At 73.1% G+C, this 21566-nt stretch carries 16 protein-coding genes and 1 pseudogene; 5 read left to right on the top strand and 12 right to left on the bottom strand.

The genetic code is table 11. From position 1 onward, the window contains the following. Nucleotides 1-120: 120 nt before the first annotated feature. Nucleotides 121-474: a sterol carrier family protein gene (locus tag ABGB05_RS16830; protein ID WP_347654349.1), complete on the bottom strand. Its 354-nt coding sequence runs from the start codon at nt 472-474 to the stop codon at nt 121-123. 151 nt (nt 475-625) lie between these two features. Here ABGB05_RS16830 and ABGB05_RS16825 point away from each other — a divergent pair, with 151 nt between their 5' ends. Next, nucleotides 626-2668 (top strand): carboxypeptidase regulatory-like domain-containing protein, encoded by a 2043-nt coding sequence (locus ABGB05_RS16825; RefSeq protein ID WP_347654348.1) that lies wholly within the window; start codon nt 626-628, stop codon nt 2666-2668. Between the two features lie 83 nt (nt 2669-2751). Here the strand turns inward: ABGB05_RS16825 and ABGB05_RS16820 are convergent, their stop codons facing one another. From ABGB05_RS16820 to purS, 4 genes and pseudogenes are all read right to left on the bottom strand, one after another. Further along, nucleotides 2752-3525, bottom strand: coding sequence for a 2-phosphosulfolactate phosphatase (locus ABGB05_RS16820; protein ID WP_347654347.1), 774 nt, complete (start codon nt 3523-3525; stop codon nt 2752-2754). Beyond that, a pseudogene (purL, locus tag ABGB05_RS16815) lies at nt 3525-6146 on the bottom strand (phosphoribosylformylglycinamidine synthase subunit PurL); the annotation flags it as partial. The gene ABGB05_RS16820 and the pseudogene purL, both read right to left, overlap by 1 nt. A gap of 74 nt (nt 6147-6220) precedes the next feature. Further along, nucleotides 6221-6904, bottom strand: coding sequence for a phosphoribosylformylglycinamidine synthase subunit PurQ (gene purQ, locus ABGB05_RS16810; RefSeq protein ID WP_347654346.1), 684 nt, complete (start codon nt 6902-6904; stop codon nt 6221-6223). Beyond that, nucleotides 6901-7155, bottom strand: a complete 255-nt coding sequence (gene purS / locus ABGB05_RS16805) for a phosphoribosylformylglycinamidine synthase subunit PurS (protein ID WP_347654345.1) — start codon at nt 7153-7155, stop codon at nt 6901-6903. Before purS ends, purQ begins: the two co-directional genes overlap by 4 nt. Nucleotides 7156-7535: 380 nt before the next feature. Here purS and ABGB05_RS16800 point away from each other — a divergent pair, with 380 nt between their 5' ends. Next, on the top strand, nt 7536-8228 hold the full coding sequence (locus ABGB05_RS16800; RefSeq protein WP_347654344.1) for a DUF1986 domain-containing protein: 693 nt from the start codon (nt 7536-7538) through the stop codon (nt 8226-8228). Between the two features lie 366 nt (nt 8229-8594). Further along, complete coding sequence (locus ABGB05_RS16795; protein ID WP_347654343.1) at nt 8595-9053, top strand: heavy metal-binding domain-containing protein; 459 nt, start codon at nt 8595-8597, stop codon at nt 9051-9053. A 22-nt stretch (nt 9054-9075) separates the two neighbouring features. Here the strand turns inward: ABGB05_RS16795 and ABGB05_RS16790 are convergent, their stop codons facing one another. From ABGB05_RS16790 to ABGB05_RS16780, 3 genes are all read right to left on the bottom strand, one after another. Next, on the bottom strand, nt 9076-9984 hold the full coding sequence (locus ABGB05_RS16790; protein WP_347654342.1) for a MerR family transcriptional regulator: 909 nt from the start codon (nt 9982-9984) through the stop codon (nt 9076-9078). 289 nt (nt 9985-10273) lie between these two features. Then, nucleotides 10274-11698, bottom strand: coding sequence for an adenylosuccinate lyase (purB, locus tag ABGB05_RS16785; protein ID WP_347654341.1), 1425 nt, complete (start codon nt 11696-11698; stop codon nt 10274-10276). 102 nt (nt 11699-11800) lie between these two features. Beyond that, a complete protein-coding gene (locus ABGB05_RS16780) occupies nt 11801-12577 on the bottom strand; it encodes a hypothetical protein (protein WP_347654340.1) in 777 nt (258 codons plus the stop codon). 212 nt (nt 12578-12789) lie between these two features. Here ABGB05_RS16780 and ABGB05_RS16775 point away from each other — a divergent pair, with 212 nt between their 5' ends. Continuing rightward, on the top strand, nt 12790-15372 hold the full coding sequence (locus tag ABGB05_RS16775) for a sigma-70 family RNA polymerase sigma factor (RefSeq protein WP_347654339.1): 2583 nt from the start codon (nt 12790-12792) through the stop codon (nt 15370-15372). 47 nt (nt 15373-15419) lie between these two features. Here ABGB05_RS16775 and ABGB05_RS16770 read toward each other — a convergent pair whose 3' ends face one another. From ABGB05_RS16770 to ABGB05_RS16760, 3 genes are all read right to left on the bottom strand, one after another. Continuing rightward, on the bottom strand, nt 15420-17195 hold the full coding sequence (locus ABGB05_RS16770) for a sugar ABC transporter permease (RefSeq protein WP_347654338.1): 1776 nt from the start codon (nt 17193-17195) through the stop codon (nt 15420-15422). A 292-nt stretch (nt 17196-17487) separates the two neighbouring features. Next, the gene (locus ABGB05_RS16765; protein ID WP_347654337.1) at nt 17488-18813 is read right to left on the bottom strand and encodes an MFS transporter; all 1326 of its coding nucleotides are present in this window, start codon (nt 18811-18813) and stop codon (nt 17488-17490) included. 2 nt (nt 18814-18815) lie between these two features. Continuing rightward, on the bottom strand, nt 18816-19385 hold the full coding sequence (locus ABGB05_RS16760; protein WP_347654336.1) for a helix-turn-helix domain-containing protein: 570 nt from the start codon (nt 19383-19385) through the stop codon (nt 18816-18818). Nucleotides 19386-19504: 119 nt separating this feature from the next. Between ABGB05_RS16760 and ABGB05_RS16755 the strand changes: the two genes are divergently transcribed. Next, the gene (locus ABGB05_RS16755; RefSeq protein ID WP_347654335.1) at nt 19505-20215 is read left to right on the top strand and encodes a hypothetical protein; all 711 of its coding nucleotides are present in this window, start codon (nt 19505-19507) and stop codon (nt 20213-20215) included. Nucleotides 20216-20250: 35 nt separating this feature from the next. On the opposite strand, the gene ABGB05_RS16750 is transcribed toward ABGB05_RS16755, so the two are convergent. Beyond that, nucleotides 20251-21543, bottom strand: a complete 1293-nt coding sequence (locus ABGB05_RS16750; protein ID WP_347654334.1) for an acetyl-CoA C-acetyltransferase — start codon at nt 21541-21543, stop codon at nt 20251-20253. Nucleotides 21544-21566: the final 23 nt, after the last annotated feature.

The following is a 21566-nucleotide window of genomic DNA, read 5'->3' as shown; positions in this document are numbered from 1 at the left end:
CTCGCCTGTCGCCCGGGTGATACGGAGTTCCGTCGACTCAACAGTGTACGCGACCCGCAGTTGATACAGAGAGCCACGCATTGGCTGCTTTCAGTAACGGTTAGTAATGAGTGAATAATGTCAAATAGGCAGGTAGGGGGAGATATCCGCGCGAATGCCACTGGTCCGTACCCGACCGTCCTCGACCGCATCCGCCCAGGGCAGCCGACCGGTGGCCAGCAGTACCCAGGTGACCGGCTCCATCTCCACCACGTTCGGTGGCGTACCCCTGGTGTGTCGGGGGCCGGGGCAGCACTGGACCGCGCCATAGGGTGGCACCCGTACCTCGACCGCCCGACCCGGAGCACGCCCGGCCAGAGCGGACAGCAGCGCACGAACAGCGTCACGGAGCGTGGTGCGCTCCGGAGTACGGCCCGCGTCAAGGGCCGCCAGGGCCGCCGTAACCGCCGGTGACATATCGTGTTCCGAGGACATAACGGGACGATACGACTCGCGTTTGTCGCATTTCTCGGCGCCCCTGGGTCGCGCTCGTCCCGTCAGACAAGGCATAGTTGCCGACGGTGTAGTCGTATGGGTTGATCCTCAGCCGGCGAGAGGCCGGCGGGTGAACCGGAAGGCGGTGGACGTGACAACACACCGACGAGCCTGGATCCCACGGGCCGGTGTGGTGATGGCGCTGATAGCCGGCGCTCTCTTCGCTCTCCCCGCCACACCAGCCCTCGCAGCCGATCCGACGGTGACGATCACCGGCGTCAACGCCAGCCTCAACGCCGGTGCGACCACAACGCTGAACTTCACCGTCCGGAATAACAACAACGGCCCGATCCTGCCCGGGACGTCGTTCGACATCACCGTCGGTTCCACGTTCGGCGAGTTGCAGTGCGTCAACAACTGCGACTTCACCGACACCATCGGACCGGGCGAGACGAAGTCCTTCAGCGCCACGCTGAAGGCCGGAAACGTCGCGCCGGGACAGGAACGGTCCGGCGCCGTCCAGATCACCGCCGAGGTGGGTGACGACAGCGCCAGCGCTTCCCGGAACATCCGGGTCAGGGGTCCGGAGGTACAGCAGACGCCGACGGTTGCCGTGGTCTCGGGGAAGGTCACCAACCAGGCAAGCGGTGACGCGGTCGCGAACGCCCGGGTGACGCTGCGCGACTCCGAGGGGCACTCCTACAACACCAGCACGAACGGTAGTGGCGCCTTCCAGTTCACCGGAACGCAGGACCGTCCGATCGCTCCCGGGTCGATCCAGCTGCAGGCGACCAAGGACGGCGTGAGCGAGTCCGTGTCGGTGAACGCCGCCAACGGCCAGCGGGTCACCGGTCGGGGCATCGCGCTCGCCCTCGCCGCCAACGAGCCGACCCCCTCGGCCACGCCGACCGAGGAGGCCGAGGAGGACCCGGCCCTCGAGGACGACGAGGCCACCGACGAGCCGACCGACGCGGCCGCCGAGGGCGACGACACGAACAACGCCAGCAACGAGGACTCCGGCGGCGGCAGCGGCATGCTGCTGATCCTCGCCGGTGGTCTGCTGGTCGCGCTCGGCGTCGGCGCCATCGTGCTGCTGCTGATGCGGCGCCGGGACAACGGCGACGACGACGAGGATGACGACGACGAGGACGGCCCGCGTACCCCGGCGGGTGGCGGTCGCGGCTACCGGGGCGGCGACGAGCCGACCCGGGTCGCCAACCGGGCCGGATCCGCCTCCGACGCGACCATGGTCACCCGGCCGTCCCTGGCCGACGCGCCGACCATGATGCACAACGCCCCGCTGGTCGACGAGTTCCCCGACCCGTACGGCGCACCGCTGCCGAACCCGCAGTCGGGCCCGCCCGGCGGCGGCTATGGCGCCGGTCCGGCCCAGCAGGGCTGGGGCGACGAGGGCGGCTACGGTGCCGGGCCTGGCGCTGGTGGCTACGGTAACGCCCCGGGATCCGGCGCGGGCGGCTACGGTGCCGCTCCCGCCTCCGGCCCCGGCTACGGCAACGCCCCCGCCTCCGGCCCCGGCTACGGCAACGCCCCCGCCTCGGGGGCCGGTTACGGCAACGCCCCGGCGTCCGGTGCCGGCGGCTACGGTGCCCCGGTCTCCGGCGCGGGCTACCCCAACGGAGCCGCCGCCGGCGGCTACGGCGACCGGTTCGACGAGCCGACCGGCCGGTACACCGGTCGGGACGACGACTACGGACAGCCGAGCGACCCGTACGACCCGAACGCCGGCTACGGACCCTCCTCCGGTGCCGGCGGCGGCTACGACGCGACCCAGCGCTACGGCCAGGACGACGGCTACGCCGACGGCGGGGCGTACGGTGCCGCCCGGGGCGGCTACGACCAGCCGAGCGCCGGCGGTGGATACAACCGGGCCGACGACGACAACGGCTACGGCAACGGCTACCAGGACCAGGCCGGCGGTTACGACGCGACCCAGCGCTACGGCCAGGACGACGGGTACGACCAGCCGAGCACCGGTGGCGGCTACGACCAGCGCGGTCGCGGCGGGTACGACGACCAGAGCGGCTACGACGACCGGGCCGGTTACGACCAGCAGCAGGGCGGCGGCTACTACGACGACGCGCCCCGGGCCGGCGGTGGCGGGCACAGCCGCTCCGCTGCACCCCAGCAGGGTGGCCGTGGGGAGCGTCGCTCACTGGACTGGCTGGACGACTGACAGACAACACGTACGACGCTTGACAGGGCCGGGTCCGATCACGGACCCGGCCCTTCGGCTTTCCGCCGGCTGGCGGAGATCGGTCAGGCGGCGGTGAAGGCGCCGTTGCGGAGCACCGGTACGACGTCGGAGGCGCCGACCTGGACGGCGATCTCCACGTCGTTGCCGAAGCCCCGGACCGCCAGTTCCCGCCCGGAGACGCAGCCGCGGACCGCGGCCGGCAGGTCCGGCACGCTGGCCAGGGTGGCCAACGCCAGCGCCGCCTCGACGGAGAGGCCACCGGGGACAGTGGCGAGCACGTCCAGCACGGCGGCGGCCCCGAGCAGGTCCTCCACCCCGGGGCGGATGGTCTCGTCCGGCCACCGCTCGCCCGCCGCGATCACCCCGACCGGCGCTTCGGTTGTGCCGTACCCCTGGTTGACGAGCCAGCGCCCGACGGCGGCGGCGTTACGCAGACAGGCCGCCAGCACCGGCACGCCGGTCGCGCTCGCCGCCGCGCTTATCGCCGAGCCGTTCGGTGAGGGCAGCACGAGGTCCGGTACGACGGGCGCGGTGCTCAGCGCCGCCGGGGAGAGTGACCAGGGGTGTTCCGGGGTGACCGCGCCTCGACCGACCGCCGCCACCCCACCGACCCGGGCCGCGTACGTGCCGGCCTGGGCCCCCCAGGGGAACGGGTGGACCCGCATCCCCCGGGCGACCGCCACCTCCACCGAGGTGGTGAAGGAGAGCACGTCGACGACGACCAGGGCGGCGCAGACCTTGCTCAGCTCGGCCGCGCCGGCCAGCCCCCAGTCGAAGCGGGCTCCACTGCCCGGCTGGGCGTAGACCGATCCGGCGAACCGCCCGGCCTGTCCCATCAGGAGTTCGGCGGGCCGCCCGCCGGAGTCGTACGCTCCCCGGCGGGAGCGGCCGGCTGTTCCGGAACAACGGGTGCCACGACCGGGTCGGTGGTGGTCTCCGCCGGCTCCGGGTCGGCGACGGCAGCCGTCGCCTCCGGCTCCGGGTCTGCGGTGGTCGCCGCCGGCTCCGGGTCGGCGACGTCGGCCGTGGGCTCCGCGCCGGCCAACTGGGTCTCCGCCGCGTCGGGCCCGGCCAGCCCGGTAGCGGCCGGTCCGGTCGCGTCGGTGCCGGTCTCCGTGGCTTCCGCCCCGGTCGCCTGCGGCGACGGCACGGTGGTCGCCGCACCGCCGAAGAGCCGCGGCAGCGTGCCGGTGAACGCGGTACGCAGCTCGTCCAACCCGATCGTGAACTGGTCGCGTACCTCCAGCTCGCCACCGGCGGCGTCGGTCACCCCGATCAGGGTCCACGGCACGCCCCGCTCGACGCAGAGCGCGGTGAACGCCTTCTCGTGGCCACGCGGCACCGCCACCATCGCCCGGCCGGCGGACTCGCTGAACAGGAAGACGAACGGCATCGAACCGGCGGTGAAGCCCTCCGGCAGCGCGATCCGGGCCCCGACGTTGTAGCGCAGGCTCGACTCGACCAGCGCCTGCGCCAGGCCGCCGTCGGAGAGGTCGTGCGCCGACCGCAGGTGCCCGACCCGGGCCGCCTCGGCGATCAGGTCGGCGAGCGTACGCTCGGCCGCCAGGTCGACCTTCGGCGGCACGCCGCCCAGGTGCTCGTGGGTCACCCAGGCCCACTCGGAGCCGGAGAGTTCCAGCCGGGTCTCGCCGAGCAGGAAGATCAGGTCGTGGTCCGCGCCGGTGGTCCGGGCGAAGCCCATCGGCACCCGCTGGTTGACGTCGTCGAGCACCCCGAGCACACCGACCACCGGCGTGGGGTGGATCGCCGCCGCGCCCGTCTGGTTGTAGAAGCTGACGTTGCCACCGGTGACCGGGATGCCCAATTCGGCACAGCCGTCGGCGAGGCCGCGTACGGCCTCGGCGAACTGCCACATCACTGCCGGGTCCTCCGGCGAGCCGAAGTTGAGGCAGTCGGTGACCGCGACCGGCTTGGCGCCGGTCACCGCCACGTTCCGGTACGCCTCGGCGAGCGCCAGCTTGGCCCCGTGGTACGGGTCGAGCCGGGCGTACCGGCCGTTGCCGTCCACCGAGATCGCCACCCCGAGCCCGGTCTCCTCGTCGATCCGGATGACCCCGGAGTCCTCGGGCTGGGCGAGCACGGTGTTGCCGAGCACGTAGCGGTCGTACTGCTCGGTGACCCAGGTCTTGTCGCAGAGGTTCGGCGAGGCGATCATCCGCAGCAGGGTCTCCCGCAGCGCCTCCGGCGTGGAGGGCCGGGCCAGCGTCTCGGCCCGGTCGGCCTGCAGCAGGATCAGGTCGGCCGGCTCGCGCATCGGGCGGGCGTACACCGGGCCGTCGTCCACAAGCGACCCCGGCGGTACGTCGACCACGGTGTGGCCGTGCCAGGTGATCAGCAGCCGGCCCGGCTCGACACCCGCCTCGGCGCCGGTGACCTCGCCGATCGCGCTCGCCGGTACGCCCCACTTCTCGGCGGTCTTCAGCACCGCCTCGAGCCTGTCCGGGGCGACGATCAGCAGCATCCGCTCCTGCGACTCGCTGGCCAGAATCTCGTGCGGCTCCATCGAGGCCTCACGCAGCGGCACCCGCTCCAGCCAGACCCGCATGCCGGTGCCGGCCGCGGCGGCGGTCTCGGTCAGCGCGCAGGTGAGTCCGGCGCCGCCGAGGTCCTGGATGCCGACGACCAGCTGGGCGTCGTACAGCTCCAGGCAGGCCTCGATCAGCAGCTTCTCCATGAACGGGTCGCCGACCTGCACCGACGGGCGGCGCTGCTCGCTGGCGTCGTCGAAGGTGGCGCTGGCGAGCACGGAGACTCCGCCGATGCCGTCCCGTCCGGTCTTCGCGCCGAGCAGCACGACGACGTTGCCCGGGCCGGCCGCGGCCTTGTTCTGCAGCCGGTCCACCGGAAGTACGCCGAGAGAGAGCGCGTTGACCAGTGGGTTGCCCTGGTAGCAGGGGTCGAAGACCACCTCGCCGCCGATGTTGGGCAGACCCAGCGAGTTGCCGTAGGTGCCGACGCCGGCGACGACGCCGGGCAGTACCCGGGCGGTGTCGGGGTGGTCGGCGGCACCGAACCGCAGCGGGTCCATCACCGCGATCGGCCGGGCGCCCATCGCCAGGATGTCCCGGACGATGCCGCCGACGCCGGTCGCCGCGCCCTGGTGCGGTTCGACGAAGCTCGGGTGGTTGTGCGACTCGACCTTGAAGGTCACCGCGAGCTTGTCGGAGACCTGGATCACGCCGGCGTTCTCGCCGATGCCGGCGAGCATCCGGTCGCTCGGCGGCGCCTTCTCGCTGAACTGTCGCAGGTGGACCTTGCTCGACTTGTAGGAGCAGTGCTCGCTCCACATGATCGAGTACATGGCCAGCTCGGACTGGGTCGGCCGGCGGCCCAGGATCTGGCGGATCCGGTCGTACTCGTCGTCCCGCAGCCCCAGCTCCGTGTAGGGCTGGAGGTCACCCGGGGTCGCCGTGGCCTGTGCGACGGTGTCCAGGCCGGCCGGGTCGACCGGTGCCGAGGGGTGGTCGGCGAGGGTGGGCTCGGGCTGGCCCATGACCTCACTCTGTTCGATCATGCCGGCGCTCCCGCCAGGTGCTTGAGGATCGAGGTGAAGAAACCGAGGCCGTCGAGGGACGGGCCGGTCAGTGCCTCCACGGCGTGCTCGGGGTGCGGCATCAGGCCGACCACGTTGCCGGCCTCGTTGGTGATGCCGGCGATGTCCCGCAGCGACCCGTTGGGGTTGCCGTGCACGTAGCGGGCGACGACCCGGCCGGTGGCCTCCAACTCGTCCAGGGTGCGCTCGTCGGCGACGTAGCAGCCCTCGCCGTTCTTCACCGGGATGAGGATCTCCTGCCCCGGCTGGAACGTGTTGGTCCAGCCGGTGCCGGCCGACTCGATCCGCAGCCACTGGTCGCGGTTGCGGAAGTGCAGGTGCTGGTTACGGGTCAGCGCGCCGGGCAGCAGGTGGGCCTCGCAGAGGATCTGGAACCCGTTGCAGATGCCGAGCACCGGCAGGCCGGCCCGGGCGCCGGCCGCGATCGTCTCCATCACCGGGGCGAACCGGGCGATGGCGCCGCAGCGCAGGTAGTCGCCGTAGGAGAAGCCGCCGGGCAGCACCACGGCGTCGACGCCGTGCAGGTCCGGATCGTCGTGCCAGAGCGACACCGCCTCGGCGCCGGCGAGCCGTACCGCGCGGGCGGCGTCCCGGTCGTCCAGTGAGCCGGGGAACGTCACCACACCGATCCGGGCGGTCATGGTGCGGTCTCCTCCGGCTCCGCCAGGCGGATCGAATAGTCCTCGATCACCGGGTTGGCCAGTAGTTTGTCCGCGATCTCCCGAGCCCGGTCCAGGTCCGGCTGGCCGGAGAACTCGATTTCGATCCGCCGGCCGATGCGCACGGAGGACACGTCCGTGACTCCGAGCCTCGGCAGCGCATTCGCGACGGCCTGGCCCTGAGGATCGAGAATCTCCGGCTTGAGCATGACGTCGACGACGACGCGAGGCACTGGGCACTCCTGACTGTGTACGCAGTTGGGTGCCGGCCCACGATGGGGCGAGCGGAGCCAGCCTACCCGGCAGACCAGGCAGTTGGCGCACGGGCCGGCCGGTGGGCCCGCCGACGGCGACCGACGGCCCGCTCCCGGCGGCCCGGTCGGCGGCCGTCGGGTCTCCGGTCGATCCGGTCATCCGCCGACGCGGCTCCGAAACCTCCCGGACAGGTTGACTCTTGTGGATAGGTGACGAACGGCTTAGCGTGTGGCGTCAAACGTCCGGTCTCAGCCGCCGAACGTTGACCCGTCCAGATCCGTACGGCGGACATCCCCCCGCCTACGGCGGCTCGAACCGACCCGGTGATCCCGGGTGACCCCCCGGAAGGAGCCCCTCCATGCGTCTTCGCCACACGTTGGTGATGCTCGCCACCGCCCTCGCCGGTGTGCTCGTCGCGCCGGCCGCGGCCCCGGCCGCCCCGCCCTCGCCGGGCGATCCGTCGCACATCATCGGCGGTAGTACCGTCTCGTCCGCGCCCTGGGCGGCGGCGGTCTTCAGCAACGGCTCGTTCACCTGCTCCGGCACCATCATCGCGGCGCGCTGGGTGCTCACCGCCCGGCACTGCGTCAGCGGCACGATGTCGGTGCGGGTGGGCAGCGTCAACCGGTCCTCGGGTGGTGTCACCAGTGGCGTGACGGCCGCCTACGGTCGGTACGACCTGGCCCTGCTGAACCTCTCCACCGCGATCAACACCTCGTACGTCACGCTGTCCAGCGCCTACCCGCCGGTCGGCTCGACCAACTCGATCTACGGCTGGGGCATGACCTGTTACAGCAACTGCTCCGCCTCCACCACCCTGAAGACCGCCAGCGTCCAGGTGACCAGCACCAACGTCACCGACGCGTACGGTGGGCGGGCGATCCGCAGCACGCGGATCAACGGCAACGCCTGGCGGGGTGACTCCGGCGGCCCGCAGTTCTACAACGGGGCCCAGGTCGGGGTCGCCTCCACGGCCGACGGGGTGAGCATCCAGAACTACGGCAGCGTCGCCTACAACCGGTCCTGGATCACCTCCGTGGCCGGGGTCTAGGCCCTCGAACCCTCCTCAGGGGTACGGCGCGGACGTTCCCGGCTCGCCCGGGACGTCCGCGCCGCGCCGTTTCAGCCCTCCGTCCCCGCCGCGCCGTTTCAGCCCTCCGTCCCCGCTACACCCTTCGGGCCGTCGCCGGCCCTTCGGCGCCATTCGCCACCCGTTCGGGGCCGGCGCACCCGGTTCGGCGTACTGGCCACCGTTTCGGGTTGCCGCCACCCGTTCGGGGTCCGGGCACCTGTTCAGGCTCCCGGCGCCTGTTCGGGGCGGGGCCACCCGTTCGGGGTCGCCGCCTCGTTTTGCTGAGGGCGACGATGTGACCACGGGCCGCGAAGTGGTCGGGCCGCTCTCTGCCAGCATCAACGTGTGCTGATCGTGACGACGGATCACCTCCCGGGGTACGAGATCCGCGCGATTCTCGGCGAAGTCGTCTCCTCCCAGGCCCGGACCCGGAACCCGTACCGGGAGGGGGTGAAGAGTCTCCGGGGTGGCGCGTACGACCCCAGCGCGCCCGAGAACCTCACCCGCTGGCGTACCGACGCGGTGCAGAAGCTGGGTGAGGAGGCGACCCGGCTCGGCGCCAACGCGGTGCTCGGGATGCGCTTCGACCACCGCGACGTCGGCGAACTGTGGATGGAACTCTGCGCGTACGGGACGGCGGTGGTCGCCGTCCGGCAGCCGGTCGAACCCGCCCCGACCGACCAGCCGAGGGTCGCCGCGGAGACCGCGCACCCGGCCGAACCGCGCAGTTCCGGTTCCATCGCCGAACCGCCGAGCGCACCGGACCTCGGCAGCGCCGCCGGCACCCCGACCCCCCGCAACTGACACCCCGACATGACGCGACCGATCAGCGGTGTGCGCGCAGCGCATCGGCCAGCCAGGCGAAGGCGGGGACGGCGGGCGGTGGCGGTGTCCGACCCTCGACGAGGTCCAGCAACTGCCAGTACCGCTCGACCCCGGGCTGGGTGACCGTGTCCAGCCAGGCGAGCAGGTCGGCCACCTCCACCCCGCTGAGGTCGGTGGGGACGATTCGGGCCAGTACCGCCTCCGCCTCCGCAGACTCCGGCGGGATGCCCTCGTCGACCGCCGGCCGCGCGTACCGCAGCACGGCGGCGCGGACGTGCAGACCGTAGTCGAACCGGTTGTCGACGCCGCCGGCGAGCACCAACCGCCGTACGGTCGCCTGGAACTCCTCGTCCGCGACCAGTTCGGCGAGTTCCATCCAGGCGTCGACCTGCTCCGGTGTCGGCTCGTCGGGCAAGGTCGGTGGCAGTTCCCGCATCCAGCCCGCGACAACCTCGGCGTCCTGGTCGTCGACGCCGGTGAAGGCCCGGTCGACGAACGTGTCGATCATCTGTTGCCGTTCCGGCGCGGACAGCTGGGCAAGTCGGTGCATCAGTGAGATCTCCAGCTCGGTGGGGCCGCGCCGGCCGACGGCGCGCAGAACGGTCCGGCGCATCCGGAGGATGCGGAGTTGGGCATCCATGACCGCGACCTGCTGGTTCGCGACCTCTGCCAGGGCTGCCTGCCCGGACAGGACCCGCCGCACGGCGGTCAGACCGATCCCCAGCTCACGCAGGGTCCGAACCAGGTCGAGGGCGTCGACCGCGCTCGGGGCGTAACGGCGGTGTCCGGCGGGTGACCGACCGGCGGGTGGGAGAACGCCGGCGTCGGACCAGAAGCGGATGGTCCGGGCCGGTACACCGGTCCGGACGGCCAGTTGCCCGACCGTCAGGTGTTCCGTGTCGTCTTCCATCCGGTCAACCTGCACCTTCCACCTACTGGAAGGTCAACGCTGTTTCCGGGTCGCCGGCTCGCCCGTCGGCGTCGACCCGGCGTCGTCACCCGCCCCGAGGGGCCGTCATCCGCTGGTGAGGTGTGGCGCGGATCATGGCGAGGAGTCGCCGTACGGCTTGACCCTGCCGTTGACGGCAGGCTTCGAGCATCGGTGTCATGGACACTTCCGCGAACCCGCCTGATTCGCTGGCCCCCGCCGGGACGCGTCGACGCCCGACAGCGGCGTCGCCGCCGGGCGTCGAGGCGGGTCAGAGGATCGGCGCGGGGCTGTACGCGGCGGCCTCGGGGTGGGCGGCGACCACCGCCGCGACCCGGTCGGCGACCGCCCGGACCTGGGCGGTGGCGGCGCCGGTGAAATTGGCCCGGTCGGCGACCAGCTCGTCGATCTCGGCCCGGGTCAGCCCGAGCCGGCCGTCGGCGGCGAGCCGGTCGAAGAGGTCGTTCTCGGCGATCCCCTTCTCTCGCATCGCCAGCGCCACGGCGACCGCGTGCTCCTTGATCACCTCGTGCGCGGTCTCCCGGCCGACGCCCCGGCGCACCGCCGCCACCAGGATCTTGGTGGTGGCGAGGAACGGCAGGTAGCGGTCCAGTTCCCGGTTGATCACCGCCGGGTACGCGCCGAACTCGTCCAGCACGGTGAGGAAGGTCTGGAACAGCCCGTCGGCGGCGAAGAAGGCGTCCGGCAGCGCCACCCGGCGGACCACCGAGCAGGAGACGTCACCCTCGTTCCACTGGTCGCCGGCCAGCTCGCCGACCATCGACAGGTAACCGCGGATGATCACCGCGAAGCCGTTGACCCGCTCGCTGGACCGGGTGTTCATCTTGTGCGGCATCGCGCTGGAGCCGACCTGGCCGGGCTTGAAGCCCTCGGTGGCCAGTTCCTGGCCGACCATCAGCCGGATCGTGGTGGCCAGGCTGCTCGGTGCCGCCGCGGTCTGGGCCAGCGCGGAGACCACGTCGAAGTCGATCGAGCGCGGGTAGACCTGGCCGACGCTGTCCAGCACCCGGGCGAAGCCGAGGTGCGCGGCGACCCGCCGCTCCAGTTCGGCGACCTTCTCCGCGTCCCCGTCGAAGAGGTCGAGCTGGTCGGCGGCGGTGCCGACCGGCCCCTTGATGCCGCGCAGCGGATACCGCCCGATCAGGTCGGTCAGCCGCTCGTACCCGATCAGCAGTTCCTCGGCGGCGCTGGCGAACCGCTTGCCGAGCGTGGTGGCCTGGGCCGCGACGTTGTGCGAGCGTCCGGTCAAAACCAGCTCGGAGTGCTCGACGGCCAGCCGGGCCAGCCGGGCCAGGGTGGCGACCACCCGGTCCCGGACCAGCTCCAGCGAGCGCCGGACCTGCAACTGCTCGACGTTCTCGGTCAGGTCCCGGGAGGTCATGCCCTTGTGCACGTGTTCGTGCCCGGCGAGCGCGCCGAACTCCTCGATCCGGGCCTTCACGTCGTGCCGGGTGACCCGCTCCCGGGCCGCGATCGAGGCCAGGTCGACCTGGTCCAGCACCCGCTCGTACGCCTCGACCACGTCGTCCGGCACCGGCACGCCGAGATCACGCTGGGCCCGGAGTACGGCGAGCCAGAGCCGCCGTTCGAGCCGGATCTTCTCCTCCGGTGACCAGAGGGCGACCAGTTCGGCCGAGGCGTACCGGTTGGCGAGGACGTTGGGAATGCTGCTCACCTCGCCATTCTCGACCATCCCGCCCGGGGCGGCCGCACCGGCCGGGCAGGGGTCCGCAACACCGCCGGGCGAACGCGCCCGGAACCGTCCCGTACGGGTGGTTCAGGGTCGGGTGAGCTGTTGGTAGAGGGCCTGGGCGGCCGGCACGTCGTCGGGAAAGTCCTCGTACCAGAGCGGCGCGCTGGCGAGCCCGATCTCGGCCAGCCCCCGCCGCAGCGACGCGGTACGCCGGGCCGGCGCCACCGAGGTGTCGGTGAGGACCACATAACCGCCGGGCCAGAGCCGGATGATCGGCTCGCCGCCGGGGAAGGCCGCCCGGAACCGGGTCGCCAGCTCCACGCCGAGCACCGGCTGCCCGAGCACAGTGGTGAGGTCGGCGACCAGCAGCACGTGCCGGTTGCCGAGCGGGATGTCGACCCGTCGGGCGTGTCGACCGATCTCCGTGAGCACCGCCCGGAGTTCGTCCACGTCCCGGAGCCGGTGCAGCGACCCGACGCAGCGCGCGGTGTGTTCCGGAACCAGGGTCACCTCGGTCCACGCCTCGACCAGCACCTCCAGCAGGTGGTCGGGTGGTTCGCCCTCCGGCAGTTTGCGGTACAGGGTGCTGAGGTCGGCCACCGTGTCGTCGATGCCCACCCCGGCGGCGGCCCTGGCCCGGCCCAGCCGGGCACAGGCGGGTTGCGGGTCGCGCGTCTCGACGATCGCCCTGGTCAGGCTCTCGACCGCCGGCGTCCACCAGCCTCCGCTCCAGGCCGGCCGCCGGCGTAGCACCGACTCGCGCCACGCCTCGCGCAGCGCCACGGCCTCGGTCCGGAAACGGCGGGCGGCACGGGCTCGGCGCTCCGCGGCCGCCGGGCTGAGTGGACGTTCGTCGTTCATCCGGCGTCACTGCTCCATCCGTCACAGCGGTTCACTCTCGGCTAGACGGCGCCGGAGGCCGATCATGACGAGGGATGCGGGGAATTCACCTCACCTTCTGCCGCCAACGGGTTGCCCTTGGTAGTTTGTCTCTCGGCCGCCGTACGGCGGCCGCACCGCGAGCGCCTGATCCGGTCCACACCGGACCGTCCACTCCACCGACCTGGCAGGACATGGCGGACACCACCGGCACCCCGACTTCCGACGACCGGAGCGACCTGCAGCTGCTGCGCGCCGTACGCGACGGCGACACCACCGCGTACGCCGTGCTCTACCAGCGGCACGCGACGGCGGCCCGGCGGCTGGCCCGCACCCTGGACCCCCGTCCGTCCGACGTGGACGAGCTGGTGGCGGAGGCGTTCGCCCGGGTCCTCGCCGCGCTCCGCGCCGGCGCCGGACCGAGGGCGGCCTTCCGCACCTACCTCCTCACCACCCTGCGCAACGTCTTCCACGACGAGACCCGGCGGTCCCGCCGGCTCGACCTCGTCGACGACCTCTCCCACCACGACCCGGGCGAGCCGTTCGTCGATCCCGCGGTACGCGGCCTGGAGCACGGCATGGTCGCCCGGGCCTTCGCCGCGCTCCCCGAGCGGTGGCGCCTGGTGCTGTGGCACACCGAGGTGGAGGGGGACACCCCGGCCACGGTCGCCCGCCTGCTCGGGGTACGCCCCAACACGGTCTCCGCACTCGCCTACCGCGCCCGGGAGCGTCTTCGCCAGAACTACCTGCGGGAGCACGCCGCCACCCGGACCGAGGCGGCGTGCCGGTGGACCGCCGACCGGCTCGGCGCGTACGTCCGGGACAGGTTGGCCGCCCGGGACCGCACCGAGGTCGAGGACCACCTCTCCGGCTGCCGGTCCTGTCGACTGCTCTTCGTCGAACTCGGCGACGTCAACTCCGGTCTCGGCGCCATCCTGGTCCCGGCCCTGGTCGGTGCCGCAGCGGTCGGCTACGCCACCGCCGGTGCCACCACCGGAAGCGGCGGCACGGGTGCGGACGGCGGAACAGGCAGCGGCGCAGGCGGGAACAGCACCGGGGGCAGTGGTGGAGGCCGGGACGCTGTCGGCGGGGACGGTGGGAACCCGGCCGACCGCGGCACGCCGGGGCGTGGCCGGGCCCGGCTCCGGCGACACCTCCGCAACCCGGCCACCCGGCTCGCCGCCGCCGGCGCCGTACTGGTCCTGCTGGTGACGGTCGCGCTCGCGCTCGGCGGCGGGTCGGAACCAACCGCCGGTCCGGGACGGGCGGCGCCGCCCCCGGCGGGTCCGGCAACACCGAAGGAGTCACCCACGCCGACCCCCGACCCGGACCGGGGCGGTACCCCCACCCCCGACCCGGCCGCCGGGACGCCCGACGACCCCGGCCCGACCGCCGGTCAACCGTCCGGCGCGGCCGACCGGCCCGGTACCGCCGAATCACCCGGCGCGACCGGACCGGGCACCACCGCGCCGGGCTCCGCCGGCCCGCTGTCCGTGACACTCGCGCCGGTCGGCACGCTGGTCCGGGGCCGCTCCACGGTGCTGCTGATGACGGTGACCAACCCGGTCCGGTCCTCCGCTGGCGCCGGCGGAGGGCGGCTGCCCGGCACGTACCGGGCCGGCCCGGCCGACCGGACCGGTCCGCTGTCCGCCCGGATCACCCTGCCGAACGGCATCCGACTCCGGACCGGGTCGGCCGGCGACGGCTGGACCTGCGCCGCCGGCAGCCCCGGTACCTGCCGGCGGGGACCGTTGGCGGCGGCCTCGACGAGTACCGCGTACCTGCCGGTCACCGTCGCCGGAACCGCCCGGGGCGGCACCGTGCGGCTCAGCCTCGACACCCCCGGTACGCCCCGCCGCACCGCCACCCTCCGGCTCGACGTCGCCGACACCGGCCTCGCGACGGTGTACGCCGGCACGGTGCCGGCCCGGCTCACCGCCGCCGGCAACGCCCTGCTCTCCTGCCTCGACCTCGACCTCACCTGTCGTGCGGCGCGGGCCGGCCGCCCCGCCCTCGGCCGGGTGGACAACGGCGACTACCTGATGGCCCGGTACGCGGCACCCGACGCCCCGGCCGGCGCACCGCGCGGCGGCATGGTCAGCGGCGCCTCGGTACGCCTCACCGGGCGGGTGCTCTGGGCCGGCCTCTACTGGGCCGGTACCGGCCGTCCGCCGCGTACCCCGACCGCGTACCTCCGCGCGCCCGGCAGTGGCCGGTACACCCCGCTGCGCGCCGACCGGGTCGACACCTTCCCGGCCCGGCTGGAGGGGCGGCACGGCTACCAGGCGTACGTCGACGTCACCCGGCTCGCCCGCTCCGGCACCTGGTGGGTGGGAGTCGACCGGCGCGCGTTCAGCGCCGGGGTCGGCGCGTTCGGCGGCTGGAGCCTGCTCGCCGTCGTCACCGACGGCGGTCCGCCGCGCAGTGTCGCGGTGCTCGACGGCGCGCTCGCCCTCCGTCCCGGCGCCTCGGTCTCCACCCCGCTGCCCGGGGCGGCGGGCGCGGCGGCCCAGATCGGGTTCGTCGGCTGGGAGACCGACCGGGCGACCACCGGTGACCGCCTCGACCTGGCCGGTTCCCCGGTCGACCGGGGCAACCCGAGCAACGCCGCCGCCAGCCGTACCGACGGCACGACCGCCGGCTGGAACACCTTCGGTACGGATGCCCGGGTCCTCCGTACCCGGCTGCCCGACGACGGGCCGGTCCAGCTCACCGCCCGGACCGGGCGGGACGCCTGGCTGCTCGGCACCCTGGCGATCAGCGCCGAACAGCCGTGACCGGTCGACGGCACGCCGTCCCGACCCGGGCCGGTGTACCGCGCGCCCTAGCCGCGCTGCGGTGGGACCGGGGGCTGGTACGCCTGCGGCGGCGCTGACGGCGGGTACGGCGCCACCGGTGCGGCCGGTACGGTCGGCGCCCCGGCCGGGCCGGCTGCCGGGTTGGGTGTCGTCCGGCCCACCCGGATGGCGAGCCGGTCCAGGTAACCGACCTGGAGCGCGACGAACGCCAGAAGGAAGATCAGCAGTATCGGCAGCGGCAGGACCAGACTCAGGATGCCGCCGTTCGGGCCGCTGCGCTGCCACATCACCAGCTCGGCGACAACCGGCGCCGACATCAGCTCCGGGTCGACCGCCATCAGTCGCGCCCAGAACGGCTGCTGCGCGTTGAACAGCCAGGTCAGCAGCAGGACCACGGGCAGCATCGGCAGTGCCGGGAGCAGCAGCGTGCGGATGAATCCCCCGCCGGCCCGCCACCGGGCGTGCTGGCCCCGGAACAGCAGCGTGAAGACGAACAACGCCGGTATGGAGAGCCAGACCGGCGGGATCAGCCCGAGGAACGTGTTGACCTGCTCCGCGTCGGCGGCCCGGTTCGCGGTGGCGACGGAGAGCGGGCCGACACCGACAAAGAGCCACGGGGCGAACGGGACCAGCAGCAGTTCGCTCCAGCGGCCGAGTGGCCGCAGCGCGCCGATGCCGAAGCCGCCGACCGCCCCGAGCCCGACCGAGACGACCGCCGAGATCAGCGGCGGTAGCCAGGTGTTGGCGAGGATCCGTGCCAGGCTGAGCCCCGACTCCGATCGGCCGCCGCCGAGAGTGTCCAGGGCAGGGTCGTCGACGAGGTGCCGCAGCCAGGGCGCGGATGCCCAGCCGACCACCCCGACCAGGGCGACCAGTCCGACCACCAGGAACGCGAGATACACCGCGCGTCCCCGGCCGCCGGTCGGCGCCACCGGCACCGCCGTCGGGGCCGGAGCGCCGGTCGCGGTCGGCGCGCCGGTCAGGCCCGGCACTGCCGGCCGGGCGGCGGGCTGCGGATCGCGCCGGTCCCGCCAACCGTCGAGTTCGATCCGGGTACGGGTGGCCAGCAGCAGCCCGGTGGCGAGGAGCCCGAGCAGGCCGAGCAGAACGAGGAGCAGTGTCGCCACAGCGGCGCCCGGCCCGACCTGGAAGCGGACGAAACTGGACTGCAGCACCTCCAGCACCGGGCTCAGGGCGGATCCGTCCGCCTTCACCCCGGCGAGCAACGCCGGCATCGTGTACGTCTGCAGGGTCAGGGCGAGCACGCCCAGGCCGACCACCCCGCCCACGGTCAGCAGGGCGGCCGGTGACCGACGGTCGGAGGACCGTTTGCGTAATGCGCTCAGGAACGCCGTCGCGGCGAGCGCGACGACCAGGCCGAACGAGGTTGCCGCGAGCGCCCAGAGCACGTCGCCCAGGCCCAGCCGGTCACCCGGCTCGACCCGGTGCAGCCGCCAGCCGAGGGCGAGCGCGGCCGGGGCGTACCCGGCGATCGGCAGGGCGAGCACGATCCGGGTCACCAGTCGGGCCGCCCGACCGGCCCGGTCCGCGACGACCGCCAGCAGCGGCGCGACGACCAGGGCGTACGCCAACGGCAGCAGGCCGAGCAGGAGCACGGAACCGAGCTGCCCCCACACCCCGTCGGCGACGATCGTCTGGTAGTTCTCGGTGCCGGCCGAGGTCGGCGGCTTGCCCAGGTCCTCGTGCCGGAAGCTGGCCAGCACCGTGGAGACCGTGGGGACGAGGTAGGACCAGACCAGGCCGAGCAGAGCCGGGACCACCAGCGCCAACCCGAGCAGCACCCGCCCCACCGAGCCAGCCGCTGACGGCTGGGCCGACGGCAGCGTCGTCGGCGGTCGAGGCCACGTGGCCGGTGCCGGTGCCGGCGGTACGGCCGGTGGAGGGAAGGGCGACCCGGAGGTGGGCTGGCCTGAGTAGCTCATCGCGCACGTCCCCGATGCTCGGTCCGATGATCAGCGCGACCCTACCGGCAGATGTCAACCGACGGGCCGGCTGGTCAGCGCCCGTCGCCACGGTCCATCGTGGTGCGCACGATCCAGTACCCCGGTCGGGCGACGTCGGATCGACGCCCGCCTAACGGGCAGGTGCGGTGTCCACCGACGACAAGACCGACGTGGCCGGGTCCGGTGGCCCGTCCGGCACGGCGGTGGATGGTCGTTCGGGCTGTTCGTCTGACACTGCGGCGGACGAGCTGGAGTCGAGCCGGCGTACGCCGGGATCGGCCAGCATGCCGAGCACCGCGACCAGGACGATCCCGGCGGCGAGCAGCAGGGTCCGCTGGTAACCGAGCACCTCGGCCACCGGGCCGATCGCGATCTGCCCGAGTGGGATGGCCAGGAACGAGCCGAGCGCGTCGTACGAGTAGACCCGGGCGAGCCGGTCGGCGGGGATGTGCCGCTGCATCGAGGTCTCCCAGGCGATGCTGAACTGCTCCACCGCCACGCCGGCGACAAACGCGGTGCCGATCAGCAGCCAGACCGACGAGGTCCAGGCGAGTGTCACCAGCAGCACCGCGTCCACGCCCATGCAGAGCACGCCGAGCAGGAGGAATCGGCGTACCCGGATCCGGAGCGCGAGCGCGGCGCCGGCCACCATGCCGGCGGTCTGCGCGGCGAGCACCAGTCCCCAGGCGAACCGGCCGATGGTCTCGTCCGCGATCCTCGGGCCGAGCACGTTGACCGAGCTGGCGTAGGCGAAGTTGATCAGCAGAAAGCCGAGCACCACCACCCAGACCCAGGACCGGGCGACGAACTCGCCCCAGCCCTCGCGCAGGTCGCGGAGGGGATGCGGCCGGTTCGTCGCGGGTCGGGCGACCGCGGCCACCCGGATCCGGGAGAAGGCGACCGCGGCCAGCGCGAACGTCAGCGCGTCGACCAGCAGTCCCCAGCCGGGGCCGGCGCCGGCCACCAGTAGGCCACCGAGGGAGGCCCCACCGATCATCGCCGCGTTGATGCCGAGGCGGTTGACCGCGTTCGCCGACTGCAGCAGCTCCGCCGGCACGGTCTGCGGCACCAGCGCGGCAGCGGCCGGCCAGGCCAGACCGCTCAGCACCCCGTTGACCGCGCCCAGCACGACCAGCAGCGAAATCGTCGCGGTGTCGGTCAGGACCAGGGCGGCGACCGCCCCCTGGGTCAGCGCGGCGGCCGAGAGGGAGGCCACCATCACCGCCTGCCGGGGCAGCCGGTCGGCCAACACCCCGCCGAAGAGCAGGAACAACACGTTGGTCAGCGACCGCGCGCCGACCACCAGGCCGAGGTCGCGGACCGATCCGGTCAGATCGAGTACGGCGAAGCCGAGGGCGATCGGCGCGACCGCGTTGCCGAGCATGGTGGCGGCCCGGCCGACTGCCAGGTGCCGGAAGGGTCGGTGCCGCAGCGGCGCCAGGGCGGCGGTGAGCATGGTCAGTCCTCCATCCGGAACAGGGCGACGGTGGCGCTGACCCGGACGGTTCCCGGGGTACGCACCGGTTTGGCGGCCCGGTGCAGCCGGGCGGACGCCTCGGCGATCAGGCCCCGGATCTCCTGCCAGGTCTCGGGGTCGACCCAGAACTCGGCGTCGGTGAGGAAGTTGTCGGGGCCGCGACGCAGTTCGGCGGAACGGCGGCGCAGTTCGGCGGCGAGGGCGGCGTAGACGAGCCGGTGTTCCGGGGTGGGCTCGGCGCCCTCCGGCACGGTCGGCGGCTGCCGGTCGTGGTCGGCGTCCGCGTCGTACCGGTAGCGCTTGGCGACTCCGCCCCGGATGCGTTCCTCGCCGACGACCTCGATCACCCCGGCGGCGAGCAGGTGCCGAAGGTGGTAGCTGGCGTTGGCGTGGGTGAGGTCGAGCTCGCGGGCCAGTTCGGCGGCGGTCAGTGCGGAGGCGGTGAGCAGCGAGAGCATCCGCATCCGTACCGGGTGGGCCAGCGCACGTAACCGGGCGGTCGGGTCGGGCCCGGTGTCGGGGGTGGCTCCGCCACCAACTCCCAAAGACATGTTGGGGAGTTTACGGGACGGGTGCCTCACTACCAAACATCTGTTGGGAGTTGGTCGTGGGCACCATCCGGTTGTGCGCCTTGTGCAGGATGGGGCATCCCGACGTGAGGAGCTTCCACATGTCCCTGACCCCGAGGCGCTCGTCGCTCGTACTCGGCCTGCTCGTCCTCGCGGCGAGCGTGCCGGGCCTGGTCGTCGCACTGGCGAACGGAGCAAACGGCCTGCTCGTCACCGCCGTACTCGGGCTGCTGCTCGGCGGCCTCCTGGTCGGTACACACCGGACGTTCGAAATCTGGATCGGCGACGACGGGCTGGCCCTGCGGCTCAGGGGCATCAACCGGCTCGTCGCCTGGGACGAGGTGGCGGCGGTCATCCTCGATCCGGCCACGTCCGCCGCGACTGCCGGCAGGGCCCGCCTGCTCCTGGTGCCGGCCGACCCGACCGGCTTCGAGTTGCCGTCGACCGAGCACGACCCGGTCGCGGACCGTCCCTGTCTGGTCCTGCTCGACCTCGCCGCAGTCCGGCAGTCGGCCGACCAGGTGGCGGCGGCACTGACCCGAACCGCCGGGAGCCGCTTCACCGACCTGCGGCAGCAGACGTCCGCCGCACCGAGCTTCACCGTCGCGTTGCGCGGCTACGACCTCGAACGCGTCGACACGCTGATCCAGCGCGGACACGCCGCGCTGGCCGGCGGGGACGAGTCCCGCCGCCGGCAGGTCGCCGCCGAGATCACCGAAGCACTGCCCGAAATCCCGGTGGCCCTTCGCGGTTACGACCGCGACCAGGCGGACGCGTACCTTCGGGACTTGGCCGCCCGGCTGACCGCCTGAGCCGCCGTCCGGGGGCGGCCGGGAACTGCCGCCGGTCAGCGTTCCAGGATCGCCACCACGCCCTGGCCGCCGGCGGCGCAGATCGAGATCAGACCGCGTCCCGAACCCCGTTCGGCGAGCAGTTTCGCCAGTGTCGCCACGATCCGACCGCCGGTCGCCGCGAACGGGTGCCCGGCGGCCAGCGACGAACCGTTGACGTTCAGTTTCGCCGGGTCGACCGGGCCGAGCGGGGCGTCCAGGCCGAGCCGGTCCCGGCAGAACTCCGGCGACTCCCAGGCGGCGAGGGTGGCCAGCACCTGCGAGGCGAACGCCTCGTGGATCTCGAAGAAGTCGAAGTCGGCGAAGGTCAGGCCGGTCCGGGCGAGCAGTCGCGGTACGGCGTACGCGGGAGCCATCAGCAGCCCCTCGTCACCGTGCACGAAGTCGACGGCGGCGCTCCCGGAGGCGTCGAACCAGGCGAGCACCGGCAGGTTGTGCGCGGCGGCCCACTCCTCGGAGGCGAGCAGCACGGTGGACGCCCCGTCGGTCAGCGGGGAGGAGTTGCCGGCGGTCATCGTCGCCTGCTCCGCCTCCGGCCCGCGGGTTCCGAAGACCGGCTTCAACCTCGCCAACTGCTCCACGTCGGTGTCCGGCCGCAGGTTCTGGTCCCGGGTCAGTCCCAGGTACGGCGTGAGCAGGTCGTCGAAGAAGCCGCGCTGGTACGCGGCGGCGAGCCGGTGGTGGGAGCGGACCGCCAGTTCGTCCTGGGCCTGCCGGTCGATGTTCCACCGGCGGGCGGTGATCGCGGCGTGCTCCCCCATCGAGAGCCCGGTACGCGGCTCGGCGTTGCGCGGGATCTCCGGCCGGAACGGCTGGCCCGGCCGCAGCCGGGCGGCGGCACGCAACCGCCCGCCGAGGCTGCGGGCGGCATTCATCTCCAGCAGGGCGCGCCGCAGCTCGTCGTTGACCGCCAGCGGGGCGTCGGAGGTGGTGTCGACACCGCCGGCGACGCCGACGTCGAGCTGTCCAAGGGCGATCTTGTTGGCGACCAGGATCGCCGCCTCCAGACCGGTCCCGCAGGCCTGCTGCAGGTCGTACGCCGGGGTACGCGGGTCGAGGCGGGAACCGAGCACCACCTCCCGGGTCAGGTTGAAGTCCCGGGAGTGTTTCAGCACCGCGCCGGCGACCACCTCACCGAGCCGTTCGCCGGCGAGTCCGAACCGGGCGACCAGCCCGTTCAGTGCGGCGGCGAGCATGTCCTGGTTGGACGCCCTCGCGTACCGGCCGTTTGATCGGGCGAACGGGATCCGGTTGCCGCCGAGGATCGCGACACGACGGACGGTCTGCACGGCCTCGCCTCCAGGTACGTAGG

This window comes from Plantactinospora sp. B5E13 (assembly GCF_039871775.1).
Taxonomy (GTDB): Bacteria; Actinomycetota; Actinomycetes; order Mycobacteriales; family Micromonosporaceae; genus Plantactinospora.
The sequence above is the reverse complement of the archived record's forward strand: the minus strand, read 5'-3'. Positions and strand labels throughout refer to the sequence as shown.

Excerpts from the sequence above, each read along its gene's own strand:
- ABGB05_RS16830 (WP_347654349.1), bottom strand. The coding sequence starts at position 474 with ATGTCCTCGGAACACGATATGTCACCGGCGGTTACGGCGGCCCTGGCG.
- ABGB05_RS16820 (WP_347654347.1), bottom strand. The coding sequence starts at position 3,525 with ATGGGACAGGCCGGGCGGTTCGCCGGATCGGTCTACGCCCAGCCGGGC.
- purQ (WP_347654346.1), bottom strand. The coding sequence starts at position 6,904 with ATGACCGCCCGGATCGGTGTGGTGACGTTCCCCGGCTCACTGGACGAC.
- ABGB05_RS16800 (WP_347654344.1), top strand. The coding sequence starts at position 7,536 with ATGCGTCTTCGCCACACGTTGGTGATGCTCGCCACCGCCCTCGCCGGT.
- ABGB05_RS16790 (WP_347654342.1), bottom strand. The coding sequence starts at position 9,984 with ATGGAAGACGACACGGAACACCTGACGGTCGGGCAACTGGCCGTCCGG.
- ABGB05_RS16780 (WP_347654340.1), bottom strand. The coding sequence starts at position 12,577 with ATGAACGACGAACGTCCACTCAGCCCGGCGGCCGCGGAGCGCCGAGCC.
- ABGB05_RS16775 (WP_347654339.1), top strand. The coding sequence starts at position 12,790 with ATGGCGGACACCACCGGCACCCCGACTTCCGACGACCGGAGCGACCTG.
- ABGB05_RS16765 (WP_347654337.1), bottom strand. The coding sequence starts at position 18,813 with ATGCTCACCGCCGCCCTGGCGCCGCTGCGGCACCGACCCTTCCGGCAC.
- ABGB05_RS16760 (WP_347654336.1), bottom strand. The coding sequence starts at position 19,385 with ATGTCTTTGGGAGTTGGTGGCGGAGCCACCCCCGACACCGGGCCCGAC.
- ABGB05_RS16755 (WP_347654335.1), top strand. The coding sequence starts at position 19,505 with ATGTCCCTGACCCCGAGGCGCTCGTCGCTCGTACTCGGCCTGCTCGTC.